This window comes from Dermabacter hominis NBRC 106157, from assembly GCF_001570785.1.
GTDB classification, from domain to species: Bacteria; Actinomycetota; Actinomycetes; order Actinomycetales; family Dermabacteraceae; genus Dermabacter; species Dermabacter hominis.
Genome location: NZ_BCSI01000003.1, coordinates 191,208 through 214,769 on the forward strand (window position 1 = coordinate 191,208; position 23,562 = coordinate 214,769).

General features: G+C 63.2%; 23 protein-coding genes and 1 tRNA gene. 18 read left to right on the forward strand and 6 right to left on the reverse strand.

Annotated features, from left to right (window positions below):
- Positions 1 to 161: 161 nt before the first annotated feature.
- The 12 genes from DEHOM01_RS05010 (at position 162) to DEHOM01_RS05065 (ending at position 11,274) form a co-directional block, all read left to right on the forward strand.
- Positions 162 to 3,128, forward strand: a complete 2,967-nt coding sequence (locus tag DEHOM01_RS05010) for an Rne/Rng family ribonuclease (protein WP_061211775.1) — start codon at positions 162 to 164, stop codon at positions 3,126 to 3,128.
- A gap of 241 nt (positions 3,129 to 3,369) precedes the next feature.
- Complete coding sequence (rplU, locus tag DEHOM01_RS05015) at positions 3,370 to 3,678, forward strand: 50S ribosomal protein L21 (protein WP_016664727.1); 309 nt, start codon at positions 3,370 to 3,372, stop codon at positions 3,676 to 3,678.
- A 33-nt stretch (positions 3,679 to 3,711) separates the two neighbouring features.
- Entirely contained in the window at positions 3,712 to 3,966 is a 255-nt protein-coding gene (rpmA, locus tag DEHOM01_RS05020) for a 50S ribosomal protein L27 (RefSeq protein WP_034373440.1), read from the forward strand.
- A gap of 148 nt (positions 3,967 to 4,114) precedes the next feature.
- A complete protein-coding gene (obgE, locus tag DEHOM01_RS05025) occupies positions 4,115 to 5,653 on the forward strand; it encodes a GTPase ObgE (protein ID WP_061211776.1) in 1,539 nt (512 codons plus the stop codon).
- Entirely contained in the window at positions 5,653 to 6,825 is a 1,173-nt protein-coding gene (proB, locus tag DEHOM01_RS05030; RefSeq protein ID WP_061211777.1) for a glutamate 5-kinase, read from the forward strand. Before obgE ends, proB begins: the two co-directional genes overlap by 1 nt.
- Before the next feature lie 37 nt (positions 6,826 to 6,862).
- On the forward strand, positions 6,863 to 8,143 hold the full coding sequence (locus DEHOM01_RS05035) for a glutamate-5-semialdehyde dehydrogenase (RefSeq protein ID WP_061211846.1): 1,281 nt from the start codon (positions 6,863 to 6,865) through the stop codon (positions 8,141 to 8,143).
- A gap of 88 nt (positions 8,144 to 8,231) precedes the next feature.
- Complete coding sequence (locus DEHOM01_RS05040; protein WP_061211778.1) at positions 8,232 to 8,441, forward strand: hypothetical protein; 210 nt, start codon at positions 8,232 to 8,234, stop codon at positions 8,439 to 8,441.
- A 10-nt stretch (positions 8,442 to 8,451) separates the two neighbouring features.
- The gene (nadD, locus tag DEHOM01_RS05045) at positions 8,452 to 9,060 is read left to right on the forward strand and encodes a nicotinate-nucleotide adenylyltransferase (RefSeq protein WP_082738721.1); all 609 of its coding nucleotides are present in this window, start codon (positions 8,452 to 8,454) and stop codon (positions 9,058 to 9,060) included.
- The gene (locus tag DEHOM01_RS05050; protein ID WP_061211779.1) at positions 9,047 to 10,129 is read left to right on the forward strand and encodes a prolipoprotein diacylglyceryl transferase; all 1,083 of its coding nucleotides are present in this window, start codon (positions 9,047 to 9,049) and stop codon (positions 10,127 to 10,129) included. Before nadD ends, DEHOM01_RS05050 begins: the two co-directional genes overlap by 14 nt.
- Entirely contained in the window at positions 10,126 to 10,515 is a 390-nt protein-coding gene (rsfS, locus tag DEHOM01_RS05055; RefSeq protein WP_061211780.1) for a ribosome silencing factor, read from the forward strand. The genes DEHOM01_RS05050 and rsfS overlap by 4 nt, the downstream gene beginning before the upstream one ends.
- Positions 10,515 to 11,156 (forward strand): histidine phosphatase family protein, encoded by a 642-nt coding sequence (locus tag DEHOM01_RS05060; protein WP_061211781.1) that lies wholly within the window; start codon positions 10,515 to 10,517, stop codon positions 11,154 to 11,156. The genes rsfS and DEHOM01_RS05060 overlap by 1 nt, the downstream gene beginning before the upstream one ends.
- A gap of 45 nt (positions 11,157 to 11,201) precedes the next feature.
- Positions 11,202 to 11,274, forward strand: a tRNA-Ala gene (locus tag DEHOM01_RS05065).
- Here the strand turns inward: DEHOM01_RS05065 and DEHOM01_RS09955 are convergent.
- Both DEHOM01_RS09955 and DEHOM01_RS05080 read right to left on the reverse strand, forming a co-directional pair.
- Positions 11,266 to 11,754, reverse strand: coding sequence for a hypothetical protein (locus tag DEHOM01_RS09955; RefSeq protein ID WP_061211782.1), 489 nt, complete (start codon positions 11,752 to 11,754; stop codon positions 11,266 to 11,268). The genes DEHOM01_RS05065 and DEHOM01_RS09955 overlap by 9 nt on opposite strands.
- Before the next feature lie 211 nt (positions 11,755 to 11,965).
- The gene (locus DEHOM01_RS05080) at positions 11,966 to 12,886 is read right to left on the reverse strand and encodes a LysR family transcriptional regulator (protein ID WP_061211784.1); all 921 of its coding nucleotides are present in this window, start codon (positions 12,884 to 12,886) and stop codon (positions 11,966 to 11,968) included.
- Positions 12,887 to 12,965: 79 nt separating this feature from the next.
- On the opposite strand from DEHOM01_RS05080, the gene DEHOM01_RS05085 reads away from it, so the two are divergent.
- The 3 genes from DEHOM01_RS05085 to DEHOM01_RS10350 all read left to right on the forward strand — a co-directional run bounded on the left by DEHOM01_RS05085 (position 12,966) and on the right by DEHOM01_RS10350 (position 14,980).
- Positions 12,966 to 13,880 (forward strand): EamA family transporter, encoded by a 915-nt coding sequence (locus tag DEHOM01_RS05085; RefSeq protein ID WP_061211785.1) that lies wholly within the window; start codon positions 12,966 to 12,968, stop codon positions 13,878 to 13,880.
- Positions 13,877 to 14,545: an NAD(P)-dependent oxidoreductase gene (locus DEHOM01_RS05090; protein WP_061211786.1), complete on the forward strand. Its 669-nt coding sequence runs from the start codon at positions 13,877 to 13,879 to the stop codon at positions 14,543 to 14,545. Before DEHOM01_RS05085 ends, DEHOM01_RS05090 begins: the two co-directional genes overlap by 4 nt.
- Before the next feature lie 138 nt (positions 14,546 to 14,683).
- A complete protein-coding gene (locus DEHOM01_RS10350; RefSeq protein ID WP_439645382.1) occupies positions 14,684 to 14,980 on the forward strand; it encodes a hypothetical protein in 297 nt (98 codons plus the stop codon).
- 145 nt (positions 14,981 to 15,125) lie between these two features.
- On the opposite strand, the gene DEHOM01_RS10375 is transcribed toward DEHOM01_RS10350, so the two are convergent.
- Complete coding sequence (locus DEHOM01_RS10375; protein WP_061211788.1) at positions 15,126 to 15,311, reverse strand: hypothetical protein; 186 nt, start codon at positions 15,309 to 15,311, stop codon at positions 15,126 to 15,128.
- A gap of 253 nt (positions 15,312 to 15,564) precedes the next feature.
- On the opposite strand from DEHOM01_RS10375, the gene DEHOM01_RS05105 reads away from it, so the two are divergent.
- Positions 15,565 to 17,592, forward strand: coding sequence for a S9 family peptidase (locus DEHOM01_RS05105; RefSeq protein WP_061211789.1), 2,028 nt, complete (start codon positions 15,565 to 15,567; stop codon positions 17,590 to 17,592).
- A 193-nt stretch (positions 17,593 to 17,785) separates the two neighbouring features.
- Positions 17,786 to 20,440 carry an esterase-like activity of phytase family protein gene (locus DEHOM01_RS05110; RefSeq protein ID WP_061211790.1) on the forward strand — a complete coding sequence of 885 codons (2,655 nt, stop codon included), beginning with the start codon at positions 17,786 to 17,788 and terminating at the stop codon, positions 20,438 to 20,440.
- 79 nt (positions 20,441 to 20,519) lie between these two features.
- Here DEHOM01_RS05110 and pepT read toward each other — a convergent pair whose 3' ends face one another.
- From pepT to DEHOM01_RS05125, 3 genes are read right to left on the reverse strand one after another with little or no spacing between them, the layout of a single operon-like run.
- Positions 20,520 to 21,773 carry a peptidase T gene (gene pepT, locus DEHOM01_RS05115; protein WP_061211791.1) on the reverse strand — a complete coding sequence of 418 codons (1,254 nt, stop codon included), beginning with the start codon at positions 21,771 to 21,773 and terminating at the stop codon, positions 20,520 to 20,522.
- 26 nt (positions 21,774 to 21,799) lie between these two features.
- The gene (locus tag DEHOM01_RS09960) at positions 21,800 to 22,426 is read right to left on the reverse strand and encodes a hypothetical protein (protein WP_156468305.1); all 627 of its coding nucleotides are present in this window, start codon (positions 22,424 to 22,426) and stop codon (positions 21,800 to 21,802) included.
- Positions 22,427 to 22,460: 34 nt separating this feature from the next.
- Positions 22,461 to 23,141, reverse strand: coding sequence for a flagellar basal body-associated FliL family protein (locus DEHOM01_RS05125; protein ID WP_061211793.1), 681 nt, complete (start codon positions 23,139 to 23,141; stop codon positions 22,461 to 22,463).
- A gap of 167 nt (positions 23,142 to 23,308) precedes the next feature.
- On the opposite strand from DEHOM01_RS05125, the gene DEHOM01_RS10355 reads away from it, so the two are divergent.
- Positions 23,309 to 23,545 carry a pyrimidine dimer DNA glycosylase/endonuclease V gene (locus DEHOM01_RS10355; protein ID WP_369405727.1) on the forward strand — a complete coding sequence of 79 codons (237 nt, stop codon included), beginning with the start codon at positions 23,309 to 23,311 and terminating at the stop codon, positions 23,543 to 23,545.
- Positions 23,546 to 23,562: the final 17 nt, after the last annotated feature.

Below are 23,562 nucleotides of genomic sequence, written 5' to 3' on the forward strand. Positions count from 1 at the left end.
TTGTCGCTCCGGCCACGCTTTGGCCGTGACGCAAGGCTTCGGGTGTCGCAGCGCTCGTGAAGAGCAGCGCGAAGGGGGAGGGTTAATTCGGCTTCCGCCCACGGGCGATGACATATGGCGGCTCCAGGATGCGCTGGGCCGCTCTAGAACGGAGCAGCCACATGGCTGAAGTGGATTCCTATAACGAATCATCGAGTAGTCAGGGCGCCTCGCGCCCGCGCCGTCGTGTCCGACGCGCCGCAGGAGCGCCCGCAGGGGCGCCTTCTGTCGCTCCGGAGCACACGGCTCCTTCCTCGAGTGCGCACACGAGCGTTGCCGCTCAAGGCAGTGCTGTCGTGAGCGACGCCAAGCCCCTTAATCTTCGCGAGCGTCGGCTTGCCGAGCGGGCCGCCAAGAAAGAGGCAGAGAAGGCAGGGAAGTCGGCAACAAGTATTCCCGCGAGCGATGCCGCACGTTCTAATTCGCCTGAGCCGTCCGCCCAAAGCTCAGTCGTGGAAAACGAGAGTGAGCCCGCGGCCTTCGATGAGGGGCGTACGAATCATGAAGAGGGTGCGTCGAGCGAGGCATCCGAATCCGCACCCGACACGGACACGCGAGAATCCGACGGCCGAGAAGAAGGCTCCTCCGGGGCTCATGACATTTCGAGTGATCTCAAGGCCCTCGCCGATTCTCGTCAGAGCGTCGAGGTAACCGAAGAGCCGTCGGCCCCCGACATGCTCGGCTTTGCCTCGCTTCTCTTCCAGGCCCCTACTCCGACCTCGGAACCGACCGCGACCGCGAGCGATATCGACGATAGCGAAGAGGCCAGCGACCCGTTCGCCGAAGCCTCCGTTGACATTACTTTTGGCGCTCCCGATCTCGAAGCCGCACGTCGTGCAGCTATCGAGCGTGCCGAGCGCGAGTCGCGCGAGGCTGCCCGCACTGAACGCAGCGCGAAGAAAAAGGGCTCCGATTCGGAATCCGCGAGCGAAGATGAAGCGGAGACGGGCGCGAACGACACCGAAAAGTCCGAAGAATCCGACGGTGAAGGCACGCAGCGAAGCTCGCGCCGACGTCGCCGCCGTGGCGGACGCGGCCGTCGCGGTCGCGGAAGCAAGAGTGAGGACGACTCGCCCCAGGGCGAGAATGGCGAAGAGGAGCCCAAGGACGTCGCCGATCGCGACTCGTCGACCGATGCGGATGACAGCGATGACGAGGGTGGCACGTCGAGCCGTCGCCGCCGTCGCCGCCGCCGAACGGGCAGCTCAGGCGGCTCTGATGAGCCCCACCCCGACGATCCGCCGAACACAGTCGTCAAGGTTCGCGAGGCGCGGGACGAAGTCAAGGCTGTCAAAGGCTCGACTCGCCTGGAAGCGAAGAAGCAGCGCCGTCGCGAGGGCCGCGAATCCGGCCGTAGGCGCCACTCGATTACCGAGTCGGAGTTCCTCGCTCGCCGCGAGTCCGTCAAGCGCACGATGATCGTGCGCGAACGACCGGGCCGAACCCAGATCGTGGTGCTCGAGGACAACATCCTCGTCGAGCACTACGTGGCGCAGAAGTCGCACACGTCGATGGTGGGCAACGTCTACCTCGGTAAGGTCCAAAACGTTCTCCCATCGATGGAAGCTGCCTTCGTTGATATCGGTCGCGGTCGCAACGCCGTGCTCTACGCGGGCGAGGTCAATTGGGATGCCGCTGGCCTCGAGGGGCAGCCGCGCCGCATCGAATCCGCTCTCAAGGCGGGCGATCCCGTGCTGGTCCAGGTGACGAAGGATCCAATTGGCCACAAGGGCGCGCGCCTAACGAGCCAGATCTCTCTGCCTGGTCGCTACCTCGTTTATGTCCCGGGTGGATCGATGACCGGCATCAGCCGGAAGCTTCCCGACAAGGAGCGTGCGCGCCTCAAGAAGATCCTCAAGTCGATCGTTCCCGCGGAAGCGGGCGTTATCGTGCGCACCGCGGCTGAAGGCGCGAGCGAAGACGAACTCAAGCGTGACGTCGAGCGACTCCAGAAGCAGTGGGAGAAGATCGAAAAAGCGAGCGCCAAGGGCAAGAACGCCCCGACCGCGCTCTCAACCGAACCGGATCTCGCGATCAAGGTTGTGCGCGACATCTTCAATGAAGATTTCACGTCGCTCATCGTCGAAGGCGAAAGCGTCTACAGGGAGCTGCACGAATACATTAGCGAGGTCGCCCCCGATCTTCTCGAGCGCGTCACGAAACACGTGGGGGAGAAGGATTCCTTCGCGAAATACCGCGTGGATGAGCAGCTCATGAAGGCGATGGACCGCAAGGTCTACCTGCCCTCCGGCGGTTCGCTCGTCATCGATCGCACCGAGGCCATGACCGTCGTTGACGTCAACACGGGCAAGTTCACGGGAACTGGCGGTTCGCTCGAAGAAACCGTGACCCGTAACAACCTCGAGGCGGCCGAGGAGATCGTTCGCCAACTTCGACTTCGCGACATCGGCGGCATTATCGTGGTGGACTTCATCGATATGGTTCTCGAAGCTAACCGCGATCTTGTGCTGCGCCGCATGATCGAGTGCCTTTCGCGTGACCGCACCAAGCATCAGGTCGCGGAAGTCACGAGCCTTGGACTCGTGCAGATGACCCGCAAGCGCGTGGGCGCGGGCCTCGTTGAAACGTTCTCGACCATGTGCGAGGCCTGCAATGGGCGTGGCATTCAAATCGATCTCGACGGCCAGCATCATCACGAGCCGCCCGCCTTCGACGATGAGCCCAAGAAGTCGCGCAGGCGCTCCAAGAAGTCGCGCAACTCAGACGGCGATTCGAATAAGTCGGCGAAGCGAGAGTCAAAGGGGCAGTCCGCCGAGGACAAGGCCGCCTCGGCGAAAGACGCCGTGCAGGATCTCGTCGATTCAAAGAATGCTTCGGACGTTCACAGGCTTGAAGACAACGAGGCTTCGCGTGCCCTCGCGCGCGCAACGATTGCCTCGATTGCCGCTGCGAGCACCGGTCATTCGGCCCCCGAGGTGACTGTCGACGGTCAGGTCATCGCGCCGGCTGAGGGTGGCGAACCCGTTGAATCAGCGGAGCCGCCCACGACTTCTGAGGCCCCCGCGGGTGCCTCCACTGAGACCGAGGACACTGCCGTGGGTCACAGCGGGGACTCGCAGGGCGAGTGACGTGATGAGTTCCACAGGATTCTCGAGCGTTTTCGCAGGTCGCGATGCCTGCAACGGTTGATTCTGGGGAATGCATTTCGTAAGCTATACGTCGGTGCATTTCGTGCCGTAGACTTTTCCCTCCCGCAGCGGTTCTCGCGGTCGCGCTTTCGGCAGTGACCGTAAAGCCCCAACCGGTGGCCCGCGCGGTTTGAGGGAAAACACCCAGCATAATTGTCAGCAACGAGAAAAGAGCAGTGACGTGGTGTACGCAATCGTCCGCGCAGGCGGTCGTCAGGAGAAGGTGTCGGTTGGTGACACCATCGTGATCAACCGCGTGGCCGGCGAGGCGGGTGACACCGTAGAGTTCGCTCCCGTCCTCCTGGTTGACGGTGACAAGGTGACCTCCGCGAAGGAAGACCTCGAGAAGGTCACCGTGACCGCTGAGAAGATCGAAGACTTCCGCGGTTCCAAGGTTCGCATCCTCAAGTTTAAGAACAAGACCGGCTACACGAAGCGCCAGGGCCACCGTCAGGAACTGACTCGGCTCAAGGTCACGAAGATCGCCTGAGCGATCTCAAATATCGAGAGAAGGTACTGACTCATGGCATCAAAGAAGGGCGTTAGCTCCTCGAAGAACGGCCGCGACTCGAACGCTCAGCGCCTCGGCGTGAAGCGCTTCGCGGGCCAGGAAGTTGGCGCGGGCGAGATCATCGTTCGCCAGCGCGGCACCCGCTTCCACCCGGGCCAGGGCGTTGGCCGTGGCGGCGACGACACGCTTTTTGCTCTCACCGAGGGCGTCGTCGAGTTCGCGCGTAAGCGCGACCGTAACGTGGTGAACGTGGTGGCCTCGGCCTGAGGCTGGCCCACTTTCACACGTGAGGCGGGGAAGTGCCCAGCGGGGCTCTTCCCCGCCTCACGTTTAACCTCCCTGCACTCCAGAGCGGATCAGCTTAGGCTGGTGCCAAGAGCGCTCTTCGCGCATCCGCTCGCGTCGAAAGGCCACCATGGCAACCTTCATTGACCGCGCTGTTCTCCACATCACCGGCGGTGATGGTGGCAATGGCTGCGCCTCGATCAAGCGTGAAAAGTTCAAGCCTCTCGCGGGGCCCGACGGCGCCAACGGAGGCGACGGCGGCAACGTCATCCTCGAGGTCTCGCGCAATGTCACGACGCTCATGGACTTTCACCACCTCCCTCACCGCCGCGCCGAGTCGGGCGGATTTGGGAAGGGAGACTTCCGCGAGGGGACGAAAGGCGCGGATCTCGTGCTCCAGGTCCCCGAAGGTACCGTCGTGCGCGACAAGGAAGGAAACTTCCTCGCGGACCTCGTCGGTGAAGGTACGCGGTTCGTTGCGGCGCGTGGCGGTAAGGGTGGCCTCGGGAACGCCGCCCTCGCGAGTTCAAAGCGCAAGGCGCCGGGTTTCGCTCTCCTAGGCGAACCAGGCGAGGAACGTTCCATCGTTCTTGAGATGAAGTCCATCGCCGACGTAGCCCTCGTGGGCTTCCCGAGCGCGGGCAAAAGTTCGCTCATCGCCGCGATGAGTGCGGCGCGCCCGAAGATTGCGGATTACCCGTTCACAACTCTCACCCCGAATCTCGGGGTGGTCGAGCAAGAGCAATTCCGCTTCACGATGGCTGACGTTCCCGGGCTCATCCCCGGCGCGTCCGAAGGCAAGGGGCTCGGCCTCGACTTCCTTCGGCATATCGAGCGTTGTCACGTGATCGTCCACGTGCTTGACGCCGCGACGATGGAAGCGGAGCGCAACCCGGTCCACGATCTCGAGCTCATCGAAACCGAGCTGCGCACGTACGCCGAACGGCTCGATTCTGAGTCGAGTCGACTTGGCCTTCCGCCCCTCATGGAGCGCCCCACGGTCATCGTGCTCAACAAAGTTGATATGCCGGACGGGTCAGACATGGCCGATATGGTGCGTGAAGAGCTCAAGGAGCGTGGTGTTCCCGTTCTCGAAGTGTCCGCCCTGACTCGCGCGGGCCTTCGCGAGCTTGCGCTGACCCTCGGAGCCCTCGTGGAGCGCCAGCGCCTCGAGAACCCGAACCCCGAGCGCGACGAGCGCCCCACGATCGCGATCACCCCCGAGGACCAGGATTCGGGCGGGTTTACGATCACCCCGGAGGAGTTCGAGGGGCAGCGCGTGTACCGCATCCGCGGTGACAAGCCCGAGCGATGGGTGCGTCAGACGGCTTTCGCGAATGACGAGGCTGTGGGGTACCTCGCCGACCGGCTCAATCGCCTCGGTATCGAGGACGAACTCTTCAAGAAGGGCGCGAAAGCCGGAGACACGGTCGTGATCGGCCCAGGAGACGACGCGGTTGTGTTTGATTGGGAGCCGACCATGGTCACAGGTGCGGAATTCCTCGGCCAGCGCGGTACGGACATGCGACTTGAGGAGCGTACCCGCCCGACGCGTCAGGAAAAGCGCGAGGTGCGTCGTGTGCGTGTGAAGGAACGCATGGACCGGATCAGTGCGATGGAAGCGGAGCGTAAAGCAGGACACTGGTCTGATCCTTCGAAAGACGACTAATGACGCGAATCGACAAGGTACGTATCGGGCACGGTGTACACGACCCCGCACGGCTCGATACGCGAGCCTCTCTCACGCGCGCACAGCGCATCGTGGTGAAAATCGGTTCGAGTTCGCTCACGCTTCCAAGCGGTGACCTCAACCGCAACGCGATTTGGGCACTCGCCTCGAGCGTGTCGCGCCTTGTTCACGAGGGACGCGAGGTCGTCATCGTCAGCTCGGGTGCCATCGCCGCGGCGCTTCGCCCGATGGGTTTTAACGCGCGACCCGAGTCGATCACCGATAGCCAGGCGCTCGCCTCGGTCGGGCAAGGCATGCTCATTCGTGAATGGTCGCAGGCCTTCGGCATGAGCAATGTGCTTGTGGGGCAGGTGTTGCTCACCGAGGACGACATGGTTCACCCCGAGAAATACAGGAACGTGCGGGCATCGCTCAACGCGCTGCTCGCCGCAGGGGCGGTCCCCATCGTCAATGAGAACGACACGGTCGCCACTCGCGAGATCCATTTCGGCGACAACGACCGCCTCGCGAGCCTCGTCGCGCAAGTGACGGGAGCCGACCTCCTCGTTCTTCTCACCGATGTCGATGGACTTTTCACACGCCCGCCTAAGGAACCGGGGGCCGAGAGAATCGCCTGCGTGAAGGATGCGGCAAAACTCGAAGGGGTCGAAATCGGCTCACGCGGGTCAACCGTCGGAACCGGTGGGATGGTGACGAAGCTTTCGGCCGCCCATAACGCCACCATTACGGGAACCGCGTGCGTTCTCACTCTCCCCGCGAGATTCGATGCCGTTCTCTCAGGCGAAGATTTCGGCACGTTCTTTCCGGCGCGCACCACGGGTCGCCGGCGGTCTCGACTCATGTGGCTCATGTACGCGAGCCGCGGGGAGGGCACCCTGGTGCTCGACGAGGGCGCGGTACACGCGGTTGTCGAGCAGAGACGTTCGCTTCTTCCCGTGGGAATCACGCGCGTAGAGGGCACGTTCGCGGCCGGATCTCCCGTGGACATCGCTGACGGCTCGGGGCGGGTACGGGCGCGCGGGCTCACGTATTTTTCTTCCGACGCTATCTCGCGCATCATGGGGCTCACATCGGAAGAGGTTGCTGCGCGCGAAAGCGAGATCGGGGTGCACACGGTTGTGCACAGGGACGATCTCGTGCTGCTGAAATAGACGCTTTGGTGGGAGATATGCGCTATAAGTGGTGCTCATGAATGAGCAGTTGACGGTGACCGAGAGGGTTCACGACATTGCTGCGCGCGCCAAGCGCGCCCAACGCACGATTGCACGCGAGAATCGCACGCGAAAGGACTCCCTTCTGCGTGCGATAGCCGCGAAGCTTGACGCGGATTGCGCGCGAATCCTCGAGGCGAACGCCGAGGATCTTGCCCGTGCGGATGAGAGCGGAATCGATCCGGGCCTGAGAGATCGCCTCGCGTTGAACCCGTCTCGCGTGCAGGCGATTGCCGCCCAGGTGCGCGCGACCACAGCCCTTGCCGATCCGGTCGGCGAGGTTGTGCGTGGCGGGGTGCTCGAGAACGGGCTTTCGCTCACCGAAGTCCGCGTTCCGCTCGGGGTGATTGGCATGATCTATGAGGCCAGGCCGAACGTTACCGTTGACGCGGCAGCCCTCGCACTCAAGTCGGGCAATGCCGTCATCCTTCGGGGAGGAAGCGCCGCATCGTCCACTAATCGCGCCCTGGTGGAGTCAATCAGGACCGCGCTCACGGGCGAAGGGTTTCCCGCGGAACTCGTGGCCTCCCTCGATGACCTCGGGCGTGAGGGCGTTAGTGCCCTCATGCGCGCTCGAGGTCTCGTCGATGTCCTCATTCCTCGTGGCGGGGCGGGCCTCATCTCCCGCGTTGTCGAGGAGAGCCTTGTGCCGACGATCGAGACCGGAACGGGAAACACGCACATTTTTGTCGATGAAAGCGCGGATCTGGACCGCGCGATCGACATCGTGGTCAATGCGAAGACCCAGCGCGTGGGGGTGTGCAATGCGCTCGAAAACCTCCTCGTCCACGAACGCATCGCCCAGGATTTCCTGCCACGTCTAGCCGAGGCGCTCGCCCCGAAAAAAGTAGTGCTGCACGCGGATGCTCGCTCCTATGCGGTGCTTCACGGCGGGCCCGCGCGCGTCGTGGAAGCTCGAGAGGAAGATTTCTTCACCGAGTACCTTTCGCTGGACCTCGCTATCAAGGTTGTTGCCGATGTGCACGAAGCGGTGGAGCACATCCGCACCCATACGAGCGGGCATACCGAATCAATCCTTACTTCTTCCATTGAGAGTGAACGGGCCTTTATCGCGGGACTCGACTCCGCTGTCATCATGGTCAATGCGTCGACGCGCTTCAGTGACGGGGGCGAATTTGGTTTCGGCGCGGAGATCGGCATCTCCACGCAAAAGTTGCACGCGCGCGGGCCCATGGCCCTTCGTGAGCTCACGAGTACCACGTGGATTGTGCGAGGCGAAGGCCACGTGAGGGGGTGAGCTTCGCGGCGTAACCCTCGCGCGCGGGGCAATGTGTGGAACAATGGCATAGCCCCTCGATGGGATGAACGATTGCGAAAGGTCTGGCATGCACGCTGATTTTCTGATCCTCGCCGAAGAGGCCGCCGCACACTCTCACGGGCCGCACCCTGCCGTGTTCGGCGTCGCGGCGTTTGTGATCCTCATGCTTTTGCTCGTGATCACGTCGCTCTTCAGCGGTCTCCACCAGGAACCGTCCTCGAGCGCGAAGACTGTCGCCGAGGTTGAGCGCGAGCACCGCAGCGGCACCTCCCGCTGAGGCATTCCGCATGAGCGCAAAGCGCCGGATTGGCGTGATGGGTGGGACTTTTGATCCGATCCATCACGGCCACCTCGTTGCCGCGAGCGAAGTCCAGTCGGTTTTCGGCCTTGACCAGGTGATCTTCGTCCCCACTGGGCGTCCGTGGCAGAAGTCGGATAAGGAGATTTCCGACCCCGAACACCGTTACCTCATGACGGTCGTGGCAACGGCTGCGAACCCGCGCTTTACGGTTTCGCGTGTCGATATCGATCGACCAGGGCAGACCTACACGATCGATACTCTTCGTGACCTTCGCGCGCAATTGCCGAACGACGACCTGTTCTTCATCACGGGAGCGGACGCTCTCACGAACATCCTCACGTGGAAGGATTACAGCGAGATTTTTGACCTCGCGCACTTCGTGGGGGTCACGCGCCCCGGCCACGACATCAACACCGATGGCCTCCCGCCAAGCGGGGTGACCCTCATCGAGGTTCCCGCGATGGCGATTTCGTCAACTGACTGCCGCACACGCGTCAAGCGGGGGGTACCGGTGTGGTACCTCGTCCCCGACGGCGTCGTGCAATACATCAACAAATACAAGCTCTATCTAGGAAGTGAGCATGACGGGAACTGAGACGCAGCTTTCCGGTCGTCGGCACGGGCGCCGCGCTCGTGCAATGAGCGGAGACGAGAACAACACGTCGGCAACTCGCGGCGTGACGGGCGATCTCACGCTTTATGCGCGCCGCACGGCGGTGATTCCTCCGGTCGCAGACGATCAGCTTCCCGAGCTGAAGCACTACACCGGCAAGCGCGCAAAGCGCCGCGCCGACATCCTCGTGGAGCCCACGGCTGAGGCCAAGCCTGAAGCGCACGTACCCTCCGAGCCAGTCGCGGCCGTGGAGACCGAAAGAGGCAAGGCTGCGGAACAGACCGCGCCTCAGGAGGTTTCGGCAGCTACCCCGGACCCCCTGAGTGACGATCTTCCCGCGGCTAGCGTCGGCACGAAGAAGGGTTCATGGCCCGGCGCCCGCTTCGGCCGAGAAGCCGTAACCCCTGACGAACCCGCGACTGACGCGTACGAGACCGCGGTTCTCGATCCTGAAGAGATCGGCAGCGCCGAGGATGCCGGAAATCCCGCCACGAGCGACGCCATCGACGGGGCCGAAAGCGCCGAGACCGCACCCGAAGAGCCGACCCTCGACCCCACGGAGCAAGAATCAGTCGAGGCTGGGCAGGCGTCGGCCTGGACCTCCGTGTCTGCCGATCCCGAAACGTCGGCGCCGAGTGCTTCCGAGGCACTCGCACCCAAGCCTGCCGATCCCGAAACGTCGGTGCCGAGCGCTTCCGAGGCACTCGCACCCAAGCCTGCCGATCCTGAAACTGAACCCGCCCCCGTATACGAGACGAGCGACGGGACACCGCTCTCCGACGCCTCCGAGTGGCTCGAGGTTGGTGACCTTCCCGCCGATCAGGCACCTGAGCCCAAGCCCGCGGCTCGCTTCGACGGGACGGTGCTCGACAAGCCGAGTCGCACCTCCGGCGGAATCGGCATGTGGATCACGTGGTTGCTCGTCGCAGCGATCGCGATTACCCTCGTTGTGCTTCTCGTGACGGGCGTGATCGGCCCCGGCATCACGAAAGCAATCGCCCCCATTCCCGAGACCGTTCCCTATGACCTTTCCGGAGGACTCGCTTCGTGACCGCAACCCAGGAATCCATTGACATGGCCCGCATCGCCGGGCAGGCCGCGGCCGACAAGCTTGCGGGCAACGTGATCGCACTCGACGTGTCTGAGCAGCTCGTCATCACCGACGTGTTCGTCGTGTGCTCAGGCGACTCGGAACGCCAGGTGAACGCGATCGTCAATGGCGTGGAAGAGGAAATGTTCAAAGCGGGCTACAAGCCCAAGCGGCGCGAGGGCGAGAAGGACGCTCGCTGGATCCTCCTCGACTTTACCGACATCGTCGTGCACGTCCAGCACGCGGAGGACCGCGCGTTTTACGCCCTTGAACGCCTGTGGCGTGATGCCCCGGCGATCGACTTGGATCTTGACCTCGGTCCCGACGCGGAGGCGCAGGAGAAGTAATGGCTTCTCGCCTCATCCTCGTTCGTCACGGGCAAACTGACTACAACTATGCCGGCCGCATTCAAGGCGCTTCCGATATTCCCCTCAACGAGGCGGGCCTCGCTCAAGCGCGTGCGGTGGGGGAGTCTCTTGCGGGTGACAAGAGCATAGCGGCCGTGTACTCCTCACCGCTTGGGCGTGCGATGGCGACGGCGGAGTCAATCGCGGCGTCTCACGGGTTAGAGGTTTCATCCGACGCTCGCCTGCGCGAACGCGGTTTTGGCGACTGGGAGGGGCTGACCCGCGAGGAGATCGAAAAGGGGTGGCCTCTCGAGTTTGCGCTGTGGCGCGCCGGGGTCTCGAGCGGTCTCGAAAAGGCTCGAGTCGAGCACAGGGCGGATGTCGCGCGCCGGTTTGATGCGGCCTGTCGCGAATTCAGTGATCGACACGAGACCGGCACCGTCGTCGTTGTTGCGCACGGCGCTGCGATTTCTCTTGGCCTGTCCGCGATGATTGGCGCGGGGCTAGGCGATTTTTATGGCCTTGCGAGCATGGGCAACTGTCACCGCGCTGTCGTGGAAGTCAGGCGAGCGCGCGAGGGCGCTGGGTGGGTGAGGCTCACATCACTGAACCTCCCGCCGGATTTCTCCGCTGCCCAATGAGCGTGTAATATTGCTGGAGTCGCTACGGCGACGCCCAAAAAATTTGGGGCTATGGCGCAGTTGGTAGCGCGTCTGCATGGCATGCAGAAGGTCACGGGTTCGAATCCCGTTAGCTCCACGTAAGATTAGATAGTCGAAACTGCCCCGCCTGATGGCGGGGCAGTTTTGTTTCTGCGGTGAGGTGCGCCGGGGCGTTAATACCGGTGTGGGCAAGGACGCTGGCGGTGGTCGTCTCTGGTGAGTAGGTCGCTTTCCCCTCGTCTTCGTTGATGATGCGGATCAATAGGGCGCGGTTCAGGATGCGTCGTTCGGCTGGTTCGCACTTGTTGTAGAGGTCGTCGAGGTCGATCAGGAGTTCGGTGAGCTGGTCCAAGCCTGTTCGGGCTTTGGCATAGGTGTCGGTGAGGTTGTCGAGCTGTGTGGTGATCTGGTCGAGGCTGGCGCGGATGCGGTCTTGTTCGCTTTTGAGGAGGTCGTGTGGGATCGTGTCGGCGAAGTGGGCTTGGACGAGTTTGAGGCGTTCGGCTTCGAGCTTGTCGCGCTGGGCGGCCAGGAGCTTGCGTTCGTCCTCGCTGGGTCCTTCGAGCTGGTCGAACACGTCGTTGAGGACCTTCCGGACGTGCTCAGTCTGGGTTTGGGTCTGCGTCTGGGTCAGGGAGTTGCGCTGGTAGGTGCGTTCGATCTCGGCTTCGGCGCGTTCGGGGTCGATCTCAATCTCGCGGGACTCGCTTCCTCGGGCATCGGTGGTGCGGACGTTGAGGTAGCCCAGAGGCGCTTTGGTGGGGGCGCTTCATCCCGCTAGGTAGACGTCACGAGGGTGATTCGTCAGAGAGGTCCGCGGAATGCTCGGCGTGCTCTGAGTGATGGAGAGTGACGGCGTCGAGGAACGCGGTGGTGGCGGGGCTGGGGTTGAAGTCGTTCCAGGCGAGGTATTCCACTCGCCGTGGCGCGTCCTGCACGGTGATTGCTGCCAGCGTGTGGTCTGCGGGGACAACATGGGCGGATAGGAGGGCTGTTGCCAGGCCGTTGCGGATGAGTCCGAGGATGAGATCGATGGTCATCGCTTCGAACGCCACCTCGCGTTTAAGGCCGGCCGCGCTGAATGCAAGGTCGGCCTGTGCCCGGCCGGCGGTTCCACTGGGAAAGTCGACGAACCGTTCGTGGGTGAGGTCCTCCAGCGTCACGTGCGTGCTCGATGCCAGTGGGTGTGCTGCTGGCAGTACCGCGACCAGGGATTCTCTCGAGAGTTCCCTGGTGGTGACCCCGTGCGGGGGTGTGCTCTCGGCGAGTCCGAGGAAGGCGACGTCGAGCTGACCGGAGCGGATGTCGCCCAGGAATTGTTTGCTGCCTCCGGTGCGTAGCGCGATGCGAACCGCGGGGTGTTTGGTGTGAAAAGACGCGAGTAGGTGCGGCACGTCGATGGCCGTGACGGTGGGGATCACTCCGATGCTCAAAGACCCGCGCACCTCGCCGCCGGCTGCGGCGGCGTCGGCGACGGCACGCTCGGCAGCGGCCAGGCTTTGCCGTGCCGCCTGGACGAAGGCCTCCCCCGCCGGGGTGAGTTCCACGCGGCGTGAGGTGCGCGCAAAAAGCTGGACCCCGATCTCCTGTTCGAGCGCCTTGATCTGGTGGCTCAGCGCTGACTGGACCACGAAACACCGTTCGGCGGCACGCGTGAAACTCCGCTCCTCGGCGACTGCCACGGCATAGCGCATCTGCTGCAACTCCATTCATCCATGATCCCCGTGCATGCCAGAAATGACAAGCATGTGTTGGACTCATGACCGTGTGGGGGTCAGGATGGAACACATGGACACCACGACCGCACCAGGTACGGACAGCGCGACGACTCCCGCGGCACGTGCCGGCTGGATTGCCACCACGGCCGTTGCGCCGATGGTCTGGGGCACGACCTACATCGTCACCACCCACCTGCTCCCACCGGGACATCCATTGTTCGCCGCGCTGATGCGCACCCTTCCGGCCGGGCTGATCGCCCTCGCGATCGCCCGCCAACTCCCCCGGGGCAACTGGTGGTGGAAGAGTCTGGTGCTGGGCGGACTGAACATGGGGGCGTTCTTCCCCTTATTGTTCGTGACAGCTCAGCGTCTGCCCGGTGGGGTCGCTGCCACCTTGGGCGCCGTGCAGCCGATCGTGATTGCGTTCCTCGCTGTCGTGATCCTGCACGAGAAACTCTCTGGTTGGCGGCTGCTGTGGGGCGTGGTCGGCATGGTAGGCGTGGGCCTCGTGGTCCTCGGACCGGAGGCCGCGCTGGACCCGCTCGGGGTGGTGGCGGGCCTCGCGGGTGCCGTGTCCATGGGGACCGGCGTCGTGCTCACCAAGAAGTGGGGACGCCCCGTGAACGTGAGCGCCGTCGGACTGGCGGGATGGCAACTCACCGCAGCCGGGCTGATCTTGCTGCTGCCCGCGCTGGTGATCGACGGCCCGCCCGGCATCGACGCCGCCGCGCTCGCCGGGTACGCCTGGCTCGGCCTCGTCGGGGCGCTGCTGACGTACACGATCTGGTTCGCGGGCATCCGCCATCTGCCCGTCACGCCGACCGCCTTGCTCGGCCTGCTCTCACCCCTGACCGCTGCGGCACTGGGCGCGCTCATCGCGGGTGAAGCGCTCACCGCGATCCAGCTTGTCGGCTTCGCCACGGCACTGATCGCCCTGGCCTCGGGGCAACTTCCACCACCGAATCGACGAAAGGACAACGCATGAAGATCGCCATTTTTGGAGCCACGGGCATGGCAGGTTCTGCCATCACCGACGAAGCCGCACGACGCGGGCACGACGTCCTCGCAGCATCCCGCCACCCGCGCGCGGACGGTGCGGCCGACGTCGCATCCCGAGCCGTTGACGTCGCAGACAGCACGTCAGTAGCAGCGGCTGTGGCCGACATGGACGCGGCTGTTGTCGCCGTCCGCCCCGCGCCTGGCCAGGAGAGTAGCCTGCCTGCCCTCACCCGGAACGTGCTCGATGCCGCCCGGCTCCACGATGTTCGCGTGATCGTGGTGGGCGGATCCGCACCCCTGTGGTCGCCCAGCTTGCCGGGCCGTCGGGTCATTGACGATCCTGCCTATGTTCCGGCAGCGTGGCGCACCATCGCTCAGGCGAGCCTGGACCAGTTCACCGCTTGTCAGCAGCACCCACATGGGTGGTGGACGTACGTCAGCCCACCAGCGATCTTCGAACCGGGACCACGAACCGGACGGTACGAACGCGGCACAGACACGCTCCTGGTGGACGAGCGCGGAACCTCTCGCATCAATGCGGCGGACTTCGCGATCGCCATCGTCGACGAACTGGAGAACCCCGGCGAGGACATCCACTTCACCGTGGCGACGTTCAGTTCCGACAACGAGACGATGGAGAAGCGTGCATGACCGCCACTACTGAAGGTGTGTTCTCGCCCGCGCTGCGCTTGGTCACCGTCGGTCTGCTGGTCTCGGTGGGCATCGTCGCGTTCGAGGGACTGGGGGGTGACTACGGCTCTGCCGGCCATCGCCTCAGAGCTGGGAGGGATGGACACCTACGGGTGGGCGGTCTCGGCACTGATGCTGGCCAGTGTCGCGGGCACCGTGATCTCCGGCTTCCTCGCAGACCGGCACAACCCGCGCGGACCGTACCTGGCTGGCTTCGGGATCTTTACTGCAGGACTCGTCTTGTCCGGCCTCGCCACGAGTTGGGCGCTTCAGAATGGAATGGCACCGGCGCCAAGCTCGCTCACTGCAACAACGTGGCGGTCTCTCCAGTCGGAGGCTGGTGGAAGAACAACAGCAGGAAGGACCGACGGGACCTGCCGGTCCGGTACTCGCTAGTCCTGTCGCTTCAGACACAGGATCAAGGCGTCGACCTCTACACCCCCATCGCCACACAGTTGCCAATCCCAGTTGCCACGCCGATTCCCATCCCCGTTGCTTTGCAGATCCTGGGGTCCTGCAAGAATCAGCCAGCAAAGACCTCCTACTGGCGATCGCCATGATCACAGTTGCGCAGACGAGCGGCTGTCATCACCACGCCACTCCATCTCAACCAGTCGCCGCGAGTCAGGTCCTCCAGGTCGAGGGGCTGGTCGAACTCGCGGTCGATCCGGTCCCGGACGCGCCGCAGCCGCGCGAGGTCGTGACGGCGCTGTTCGGGCGTGGGCATGTGCTCATCGTGCCATGGTCCCGAGAGACCTCACGGCCGACCGAGTCGCCTGTGCGGCGCCGGATCGCGTCGTGCATTGAACTCATCCGTGCTAACGGCGGGGCAAGTTTCGACAAGCCTTCCGCTAGGTCCACGTCGAACTAAAGCCCCAGGTTGCAGGTACGGGCACCCGGGGCTTTTCGTTTGTCGCGGGCCGACTTCCTCTGGGTGAGACGCGCGGCACACTGTGCGCTTTTCTCGCTAGGCTTGCTCCATGACTGAGACAGCATCAATTTTTCATGACCTGACACAGTTCGTCGCCGAGCCGCGCTTTTCGGGCCTGGCGCTTTCTCCCGCAGGGGACCGCCTCATTGCGGTACGCACCGAACTCAACCAGAAGAAAAACGCGTACGTGAGTGCCCTGTGGGAGCTTCCGTGCGGAGAAGGCGACACCCGCAAGCCACGCCGCCTCACGCGCGGCCTCGAAGGGGAGGCCCTCGCGGGCATCACCAATGAGGGCGACATTCTTTTCACCGCGAAGCGGGAGACGGGCGAGGACGACAGCGAACAGCGCCTCTTTCTTCTTCCGAACGGCGGGGGAGAGGCCCGCGTCGTCGCGAAGCGCCATTCAGGCTTTGCTGGACTCAGCATCGCGCGCGAAAGCGGTCACATCGCGCTCGTGAGCGGGGTGCATCCTCACGCGAAAGACGCCGAAGACGACGCTCGCATCGCGAAAGAGCGCGAAGACAAGAAATTTACGGGCATCCTCCACACCGGCTATCCCGTGAGGGCGTGGGATCACGACCTTGGCCCCACCGTGAGCCAGATCTTCGTTGCCGAGCCGCTCGATACCGAGGACGGCGACGCCGAGCTCGAGCTTCGCCAGCTCACCCACTTTGCTCCTTATGAACGGGTCTCGGGTGCCCAGATTAGTTCCGACGGTCGCTTCATTTACGCGACGCTGAATCGCACGGTGCGCGGGATCAACGCTTTCAGTACCGTGGTCAAGATCGAAGTTGAGTCGGGATCCGTCACGACACTTGCCGAAGAAGACGGCGCCCATCACATGCTCGAAGCGGTGAGCCCCGCGGGGGATTACCTCCTCCTTGCCCGTGAGCAGGCGGTGAGCCGAACGGTGCCGCTGAAGCTCGAGTACTCGATCTACAACCTTGAAACCGGCGAGCGCACTATGACGGCGACGAATTTCGCCGACTGGATTGGCTGCGTCGCGATCACGCCTTGTGGCAAAAACATTTACTTTACGGCCGACCATGAGGGTCGCGGCGGAATCTTCCGTCTCGATGTCGATAAGGGAACGGTTGAGCTCTTCACCGAGGGGAAGTTCCACTACGACGCCCTCGCGCTCGCCGAGCGCGACGGGAGCCTCGTCGCCCTTCAAGATGCAATCGACCAGCCGCCTCTTCCCGTGCGGCTCGATCCCGACGCACGCGAGGTGAGCCGCATCGATGCTGCGCTTGAGGCCCCGGCGGTTCCGGGCGACCTCACCGAGTTCAGCATCGAGGCAGAAGACGGCACGAGCGTGCGCTCGTGGCTGTGCGTGCCGAAGGGCGCGAGTGAAACAAACCCTGCGCCGCTTCTTTTGTGGATTCACGGTGGCCCCTTCGGCTCGTGGAACAGCTGGAGTTGGCGCTGGAACCCGTGGACGGCCGTCGCCCGTGGCTACGCGGTGCTCCTTCCCGACCCCGCCATCTCGACCGGGTACGGCCAAGGCATGATCGACCGCGGTTGGGACCAGCTCGGCGGAAGCCCGTTCGACGACATCATGCGGGCCACGAAGGCAGCACTCGAACGCCCCGAGATTGACGAAAGTAAGAAGGCCGCGCTTGGCGGATCCTACGGCGGCTACATGGCGAACTGGGTAGCGGGCCACACGGGAGACTTCTTCGACTGCATCGTCACGCATGCGTCCCTGTGGAATATCGACCAGTTCCGCCACACGACCGACGCTGGCCAGCACTGGGGTGCCCACCTCGATGATGCTCATGTGGCCGAATACAACCCCGCTGATTCAGTGGGGGAGATTGTCGCGCCCATGCTCGTGATCCACGGCGATAAGGATTACCGCGTTCCGATCGGAGAGGGTCTGCGTCTCTGGTACGAGCTGCTTGAGGCCTCGGGCAAGAGCCCCGAGGAGAACCCTCACAGGTTCCTCTACTTCCCGAATGAGAATCACTGGGTGCTGACGCCGAACAACGCGTTCACGTGGTACTCGACTGTCCTCGCGTTCGTGGACCGCCACGTCAAAGGGGTAGAGACCGACTACCCAGACCTGCTCGGTTAGCGCGATACCCGCTGCGCGGCTCGGCGGTTCTTAGGGTGCCGTCGGGCCGCGTTTTTCCTGCTGCAAGCGGAGCGATTCAACCAACACTCGCCGCTGCGTAACCGTGCGTTTACCGGGTGGGGCAAAGATGGGGGTGCGTGAAATTTTCCCCGGCGCGCGTGAACGATCCCGCATCTCTTAGAAAGTCAAAGACGTGAAGCGTACCTCCTCAATCTTCGCGGCAAGTGCCCTCGTGTGCTCGCTCGGCCTCGGCCTTGCTATCCCCGCTCTCGCCGAGGGCGACGAGAACGTCGAAAGCCCCTTCGCACGCACCGCGACGTACCCGGTGTATATGAATGCCCCCGAGGGGGTTGATCCCGCGGATGAAACCGTCGCCGAAATTTCGACCGTGAGTGAAGACGGCAACACCCTCATCTACACCGACGCTGCAGGTAAGCGCATCGGGTTCCTCGACATCACCGACCCGAACGCCCCCAAGGGAGCTGGCAGCGTTTCGCTCGCCGAGCTTGGCCACGCCGATGACCAGCCCACCTCGGTTGCCGTCGCCGGAGATTACGTGCTCGTCGTGATCGATGAGACCGGCGGCGACTTTGAGCATCCGAAGGGACGCGTCGACGTACTCAAGGTCAGCACGCGAGAAAAGGTCGCCTCGATCGACCTCGAAGGCCAGCCCGACTCGATCGCTATCAACAAGGATGGCTCGATTGCCGCAATTGCGATCGAGAACCAGCGCGATGAAGAACGCAAGGACGTCGAGGGCGGTTTGCCGCAAATGCCCACCGGTTTCGTGCAAACACTCAAGCTCGAGGGCGACCCCTCGACCTGGACGGCCGTCCCCGTGCGCTTCACAGACAGCAACGGTGAGGTTCTCGACATCGTGAAGAAGGCCGGCCTCAACACGCCCGAGGACCTCGAGCCCGAGTACGTGTCGATCAACTCGAAGAACGAGCTCGCCGTCACGCTCCAGGAGAACAACGGCGTCGCGATTATCGATCTCAACACGAACGAGATCACGAGCGTGTTCACCGCCGGCACGGTGAACCTCGACGGCATCGACGAGAAGAAGGACGGCGATATCCAGCCGACCGAATCGCTCACTAGAATTCCGCGCGAACCCGACGCGATTGCGTGGATCGATGACGAGCACGTTGCCACCGCGAACGAGGGCGACTGGAAAGGCGGCTCGCGAGGCTGGACCGTCTTCGACACCAAGGGCACCGTCGTGTGGGATGCCGGCAATTCGATCGAGGAAATCGCAAACAAGTACGGTCTGCACAACGAAAAGCGCGCCGGCAAAAAAGGCCCCGAAATTGAAGGGCTCGCCGTGGCTGAAATCGAAGGCGTCCGCTACGCCTTCGTTGCTTCCGAGCGTTCCAACTTCGTTGCGGTCTACAACGTGGAGAACCCGGCCGCACCCACCTTCGAGCAGTTGCTGTTCACAACGAACGGCCCCGAAGGAATTCTGCCGATCCCCGGCCGCAATCTTCTCGCCGTCTCGAGCGAAACCGACGACGCGTCCGCTCGCGTGCGCAGCGCCGTGAACCTGTACAAGCTCGGTGCCGATGCCCCCGAAACCGCCCAGCCGAGCATCGTCTCTGTGAAATCCGAAGATGGCCACGCGGTTCCGTGGACGGCGCTCGGTTCCCTCGCCGCGAGTAAGTCCGACGCCTCCACGCTCTACGCAGCGTCCGACGCGGCCCTGGATGTCGCCTACGTTTACACGATCGATGCCTCGAAAGAACCTGCTCTCATCACCGAGCGCCGCGCCGTCAAGCGCGATGGCGCAGTTGCCGAAGGCCTCGACATCGAGGGACTCAGCCAGCGCGAAGACGGCGGCTTCTGGCTCGCGTCCGAAGGCAAGACGGGCGACAAAAACCGCATCGTGCGCACCGATGCCGACCTCAACATCCAGGAAGAAATCGCACTTCCCGAGGACGTTTCCGCGCACATTGGCAAGTGGGGTCTCGAGGGCATCGACGCACGCATCAACGAGAAGGGCGAAGAAGAGGTCTTCGTCGCGATCCAACGTCCGCTGTGGAAAGACGCGAGTGCGAAGCCTCTCGAGGCCCAGGAGGGAAACGTCGCACGCATCGGTCGCTACAACACCACGACCAAAGCATGGAACTGGTACACGGTCGAGCTCACCGCGACCGACACGAAGGGTGACTGGATGGGCCTTTCTGAGCTCACCATCGTCGGCGACACACTCGTGCTCATCGAACGCGATAAGCTCAACGGCCCCGACGCCGAGGTGAAGCAGCTCGTTCAGGTATCGCTTCCCAGCGAAGACGAAGTCGCAGCCGCGAACGGCGCGCCGATCGCGCTCGATAAGGGCAAGGTCCTCGATGTTCTGCCGAAGCTGCGTGCAACCAACGGCTGGACCCAGGAAAAGCTCGAAGGCTTCACCGTCGCAAAGGACGGCTCGATGTACGCCGTCACCGATAACGACGGCCTCGATGACGCAACTGGCGAGACGCTCTTCCTCCGCCTCGGCAAGGTCGGTGACGCCTTCGATGTCGCCTCCGATGAAGGCGAACAGCCGTCGGAAGACCTCCCTGCCGATCCCGCCGATGACGAAACAGGCGAGGATGAGGGCGCGGGTGAAGCACCTGAGAAGCCTGCCCCCGCGCCTGCCGATGGGCCGTCGAACTCGGTCGAAGCGCCAGCGAAGACACCGGCGAAGGCTGATGAACCCACTCGCCTGACAAGTCAAGGAAAGAAGAAGGCCCACGTGCCGCTTCCGCGTACAGGCGTTGAAGGCAGCGCCTACCTCGTGACCGCGCTCGGAGCTCTCGTGCTGCTCGGCGTTGGCGGAACGCTCGTCGCTCGCTCCGTACGCAAGCGCTAAGCGGTCTTTCCCGCGAACACGAGGGCCGGCGATCTCCCCGGGGAGGCCGCCGGCCCTTTCACGGCTCAGAACACGGGCGTTACTGCTGTGCCGCCTGTCGAATGAGCGTATTGACCATCTCGAAACTCTTCTCAAAGGCGTTAAGCGGCAAAAACTCGAACACCGAGTGAAAATTATGCGCGCCCGTGAAGAAGTTCGGCGTGAAGATTCCCTGACGCGAAAGCCACGAACCGTCCGTGCCGCCGCGCATCGACAGGTGGATCGGCTCGATGCCGAGCTGTGCCATTGCCTTCACAATGCTGTCGGTTGCGACCGCGTTCTCTTCTGTTTTCGCGTCCTCGATGTTGCCGTACACGTCCTCAATGTCGACGGTGACCTTCGCGCGAGGATGCGCCTGCGACACGCGCGCCGCACTATCGCGGATACGCTGCTTCTTTTCTTCATAGCCGGCACGGTCGTGGTCCCGCACAGCGATACCGATGTGCGCCGTGGTCTGATTCCCCTCGACCGCGTTCACCCAAATGTAGGACTCGCGGCCCTCCGTGCACTCCGGGGTCTCCCGCCGGTCGAACTGCGCAATGATGTCGTGCGCGATCAGAATTGGGTTGACCAAGTTCCCCTTCGAGTTCATGGGGTGAGCGGAAACACCAACGATGTCGATTCTTACGCTCGCCGCGTTGAAGGTCGACTCCACAACCTCCCCAAGCTCGCACGAATCGAGCGTGAACGCGTACTCGACGGGGAAGCGCGCGAGGTCCATCGTCCGCACGCCCCGCAAACCAATCTCCTCGTCCGGCACGAAGCTCAGGTACACGTCGCCGTGGGGAACCGTCGGATCCTGCAGCAGACGCACCGCTGTCTCCATGACGGACGTGACCCCCGCCTTATCGTCCGCGCCGAGAACGCTCGTACCGTCCGTCACGAGGATCCTTTCGCCCTTGTAACGGGCGATCTCGGGGTGTTCACGCTCGCGCATCCAGACGTCGTTTGCCTCATTGAGGCACACATCCCCGCCGCCGTACTCGATCACGCGGGCTTTCACGTCCGGGGAAAGATTCACATCGACCGTGTCGAGGTGGGTGCAAAAACCAATCGCGGGGGCCGCGGCATCTCCGGGAAGGTTCGAGGGAACCTTGGCGGTGAGCACACACGTGTCGCTGAGGTGAATCGCCTCGGCCCCTGCCTCCTCGAGTTCGCTCTTGAGTAAACGCGCAAGCTCCCACTGCCCCTCACTTGTGGGAACGGTTGTCGAAGACGCATCAGACTGGCTCGAAATCGCCGAGTAACGCAGGAAACGCTCGGCGAGGGCATCTTGGATTGACTTTGCTGTCATCGGCGGTTCTTTCGTACGAGTCGGGGTCAGCCTCGGACGGCCTCCGCGACCTTAATGATTTCCTCCATCGACGCATCGCGAGACTGCACTGAAAACACGGTGTCGGGGAGGTCCTTGGGCCATACCCAACACATGAAGCCTCCGCGTCCATCGGGATGCGGCGCGCACACACCGCGGTCGAAAACCTTCTCACCTTCGAGCCCCCACGAGGGATTTTCCGCGGTGGCTTTACCGTCGGCGATGTCGGAGATGAGGATCGAAATGGTGTTTTCGCCTCGCGCGTAGATGGGCCTTGTGCCGATGTGGGCGAGATCCCACTCACCGACGGTGTCGGGAAGGCGGGCGTTTATGGTGTCGTCGGTGTTATCTCCCGTGTTCATTGACGGACGGCCCGGCGTCGGCTGAGGGACGCCAGGCGTTGGGGAGGCAGGTGGGTGTGAGGTTTCATCGGCCGACGCCGACGGGCTAAACGATGACGTCGACGTACTAGACGTTGGTGCCGGCGGGTTTGCGGCTTTGGGCATACCGATGATGATCGCGGCGACCGCGACCATGATCCCTGTTATACCTGCGGCGATGAGGCAGCCGCAGGCCGCAAAAGTAATCGCCAGCGGCGATCGTGTCCGATTCTGCAGGTTGTGCGGGCCAGCCATGGTTTCCCCTTATCTTTACGCGCGCTTCGTGGGACTACTTACCCTCGATCACGGCTTTCGAAATACGAACCATTTCCTCCATATCGGAGTACTTCGATGTCATGTAATACGCGGTGTTTCCTGTTGCGCGCGGAAAAATCAGGCAGGTGATCGCATCAGGGTTGTGGGCATTTGCGCCGCAGCTGCCACGCTCAAACACCTGTTCGCCCTCACGGCCCTGTGAGGGGTTCGATGGGTCCTCGGAAAGGCTGACCACCATGAAGCTGATCCGTCGGTCCCCGTCCTTATAGATCTTGTCCCCACCAACATCCTTGAGGACCCAGTTTTCGATCTTCTCCGGCAGTGCCGAGTGCAGTGCCGCCTTCGCTTCTTCAGCAGACTTCGGCGTTGGTGCGGAAGGCGTGTTGGTCGTTGGTGGTGCGACAGGCGTCGGCGATTCAGTTTCGTCGGGCGGGGAAGTGGGGCCCTCGGAGGTGGGGTCAGAGGGTGCCGGTGACGGCGACGTTTGAGTCGTCGCGGGTGCGGCTGGAGGCTCTTCTTTCGAGCCGTTCCACAATAGAAATGCAACGACTGCCACCACCGCAAGAATGAGGAAGAGGCCCGCTGCCGCGATACACGACCAGATGACGACTGCTCGCCTTCCCGACGACTTTTCGGGCCCAAGTGGCGGTTGCGGGTAGCCCTGCGTTTGCTGGGGTGGTTGCTGTGCTGACATCGCCTTCCCTTTCAACCCGCGTGGCGCCGCTTGAACGAAGCCGGAAAACGTCGGTTACGTCACACACTACCCGGGTAACTGGCTATTAGGCCACAGCACGGTTCGAATAGCTAGAGGCTTGCATTTCTCTCCGCCACGAAAGGGGGTGCCACTTGCGGCTGTGGTCTTTGAATCCCGCCTACCTCGATCGGATGGCACTCGTCGCCTGCTGGCGTGAGGCACTCTTGGCGCAAAAGGTGCTCGCGGGCCTCACTAAGGGGTACACGAAGCATCCCCAACTCGAACGTTTTCGAGAGAGCGCCGATCCCCAAGGGAGCATCGGGGCATTCCTTTTAGGGATCGCACGTGAGGCAGATTCCCGTGGATACTCGTTTGATCATTCGAAAATTCACGCGCCCGGGTAACTCGACGGCTCTCTCTC

Excerpts from the sequence above, each read along its gene's own strand:
- DEHOM01_RS05010 (WP_061211775.1), top strand. The coding sequence starts at position 162 with ATGGCTGAAGTGGATTCCTATAACGAATCATCGAGTAGTCAGGGCGCC.
- rpmA (WP_034373440.1), top strand. The coding sequence starts at position 3,712 with ATGGCATCAAAGAAGGGCGTTAGCTCCTCGAAGAACGGCCGCGACTCG.
- obgE (WP_061211776.1), top strand. The coding sequence starts at position 4,115 with ATGGCAACCTTCATTGACCGCGCTGTTCTCCACATCACCGGCGGTGAT.
- proB (WP_061211777.1), top strand. The coding sequence starts at position 5,653 with ATGACGCGAATCGACAAGGTACGTATCGGGCACGGTGTACACGACCCC.
- DEHOM01_RS05035 (WP_061211846.1), top strand. The coding sequence starts at position 6,863 with ATGAATGAGCAGTTGACGGTGACCGAGAGGGTTCACGACATTGCTGCG.
- DEHOM01_RS05040 (WP_061211778.1), top strand. The coding sequence starts at position 8,232 with ATGCACGCTGATTTTCTGATCCTCGCCGAAGAGGCCGCCGCACACTCT.
- nadD (WP_082738721.1), top strand. The coding sequence starts at position 8,452 with ATGAGCGCAAAGCGCCGGATTGGCGTGATGGGTGGGACTTTTGATCCG.
- DEHOM01_RS05050 (WP_061211779.1), top strand. The coding sequence starts at position 9,047 with ATGACGGGAACTGAGACGCAGCTTTCCGGTCGTCGGCACGGGCGCCGC.
- DEHOM01_RS05060 (WP_061211781.1), top strand. The coding sequence starts at position 10,515 with ATGGCTTCTCGCCTCATCCTCGTTCGTCACGGGCAAACTGACTACAAC.
- DEHOM01_RS05080 (WP_061211784.1), bottom strand. The coding sequence starts at position 12,886 with ATGGAGTTGCAGCAGATGCGCTATGCCGTGGCAGTCGCCGAGGAGCGG.
- DEHOM01_RS05085 (WP_061211785.1), top strand. The coding sequence starts at position 12,966 with ATGGACACCACGACCGCACCAGGTACGGACAGCGCGACGACTCCCGCG.
- DEHOM01_RS05090 (WP_061211786.1), top strand. The coding sequence starts at position 13,877 with ATGAAGATCGCCATTTTTGGAGCCACGGGCATGGCAGGTTCTGCCATC.
- DEHOM01_RS10350 (WP_439645382.1), top strand. The coding sequence starts at position 14,684 with ATGGACACCTACGGGTGGGCGGTCTCGGCACTGATGCTGGCCAGTGTC.
- DEHOM01_RS10375 (WP_061211788.1), bottom strand. The coding sequence starts at position 15,311 with ATGCCCACGCCCGAACAGCGCCGTCACGACCTCGCGCGGCTGCGGCGC.
- DEHOM01_RS05105 (WP_061211789.1), top strand. The coding sequence starts at position 15,565 with ATGACTGAGACAGCATCAATTTTTCATGACCTGACACAGTTCGTCGCC.
- pepT (WP_061211791.1), bottom strand. The coding sequence starts at position 21,773 with ATGACAGCAAAGTCAATCCAAGATGCCCTCGCCGAGCGTTTCCTGCGT.
- DEHOM01_RS09960 (WP_156468305.1), bottom strand. The coding sequence starts at position 22,426 with ATGGCTGGCCCGCACAACCTGCAGAATCGGACACGATCGCCGCTGGCG.
- DEHOM01_RS05125 (WP_061211793.1), bottom strand. The coding sequence starts at position 23,141 with ATGTCAGCACAGCAACCACCCCAGCAAACGCAGGGCTACCCGCAACCG.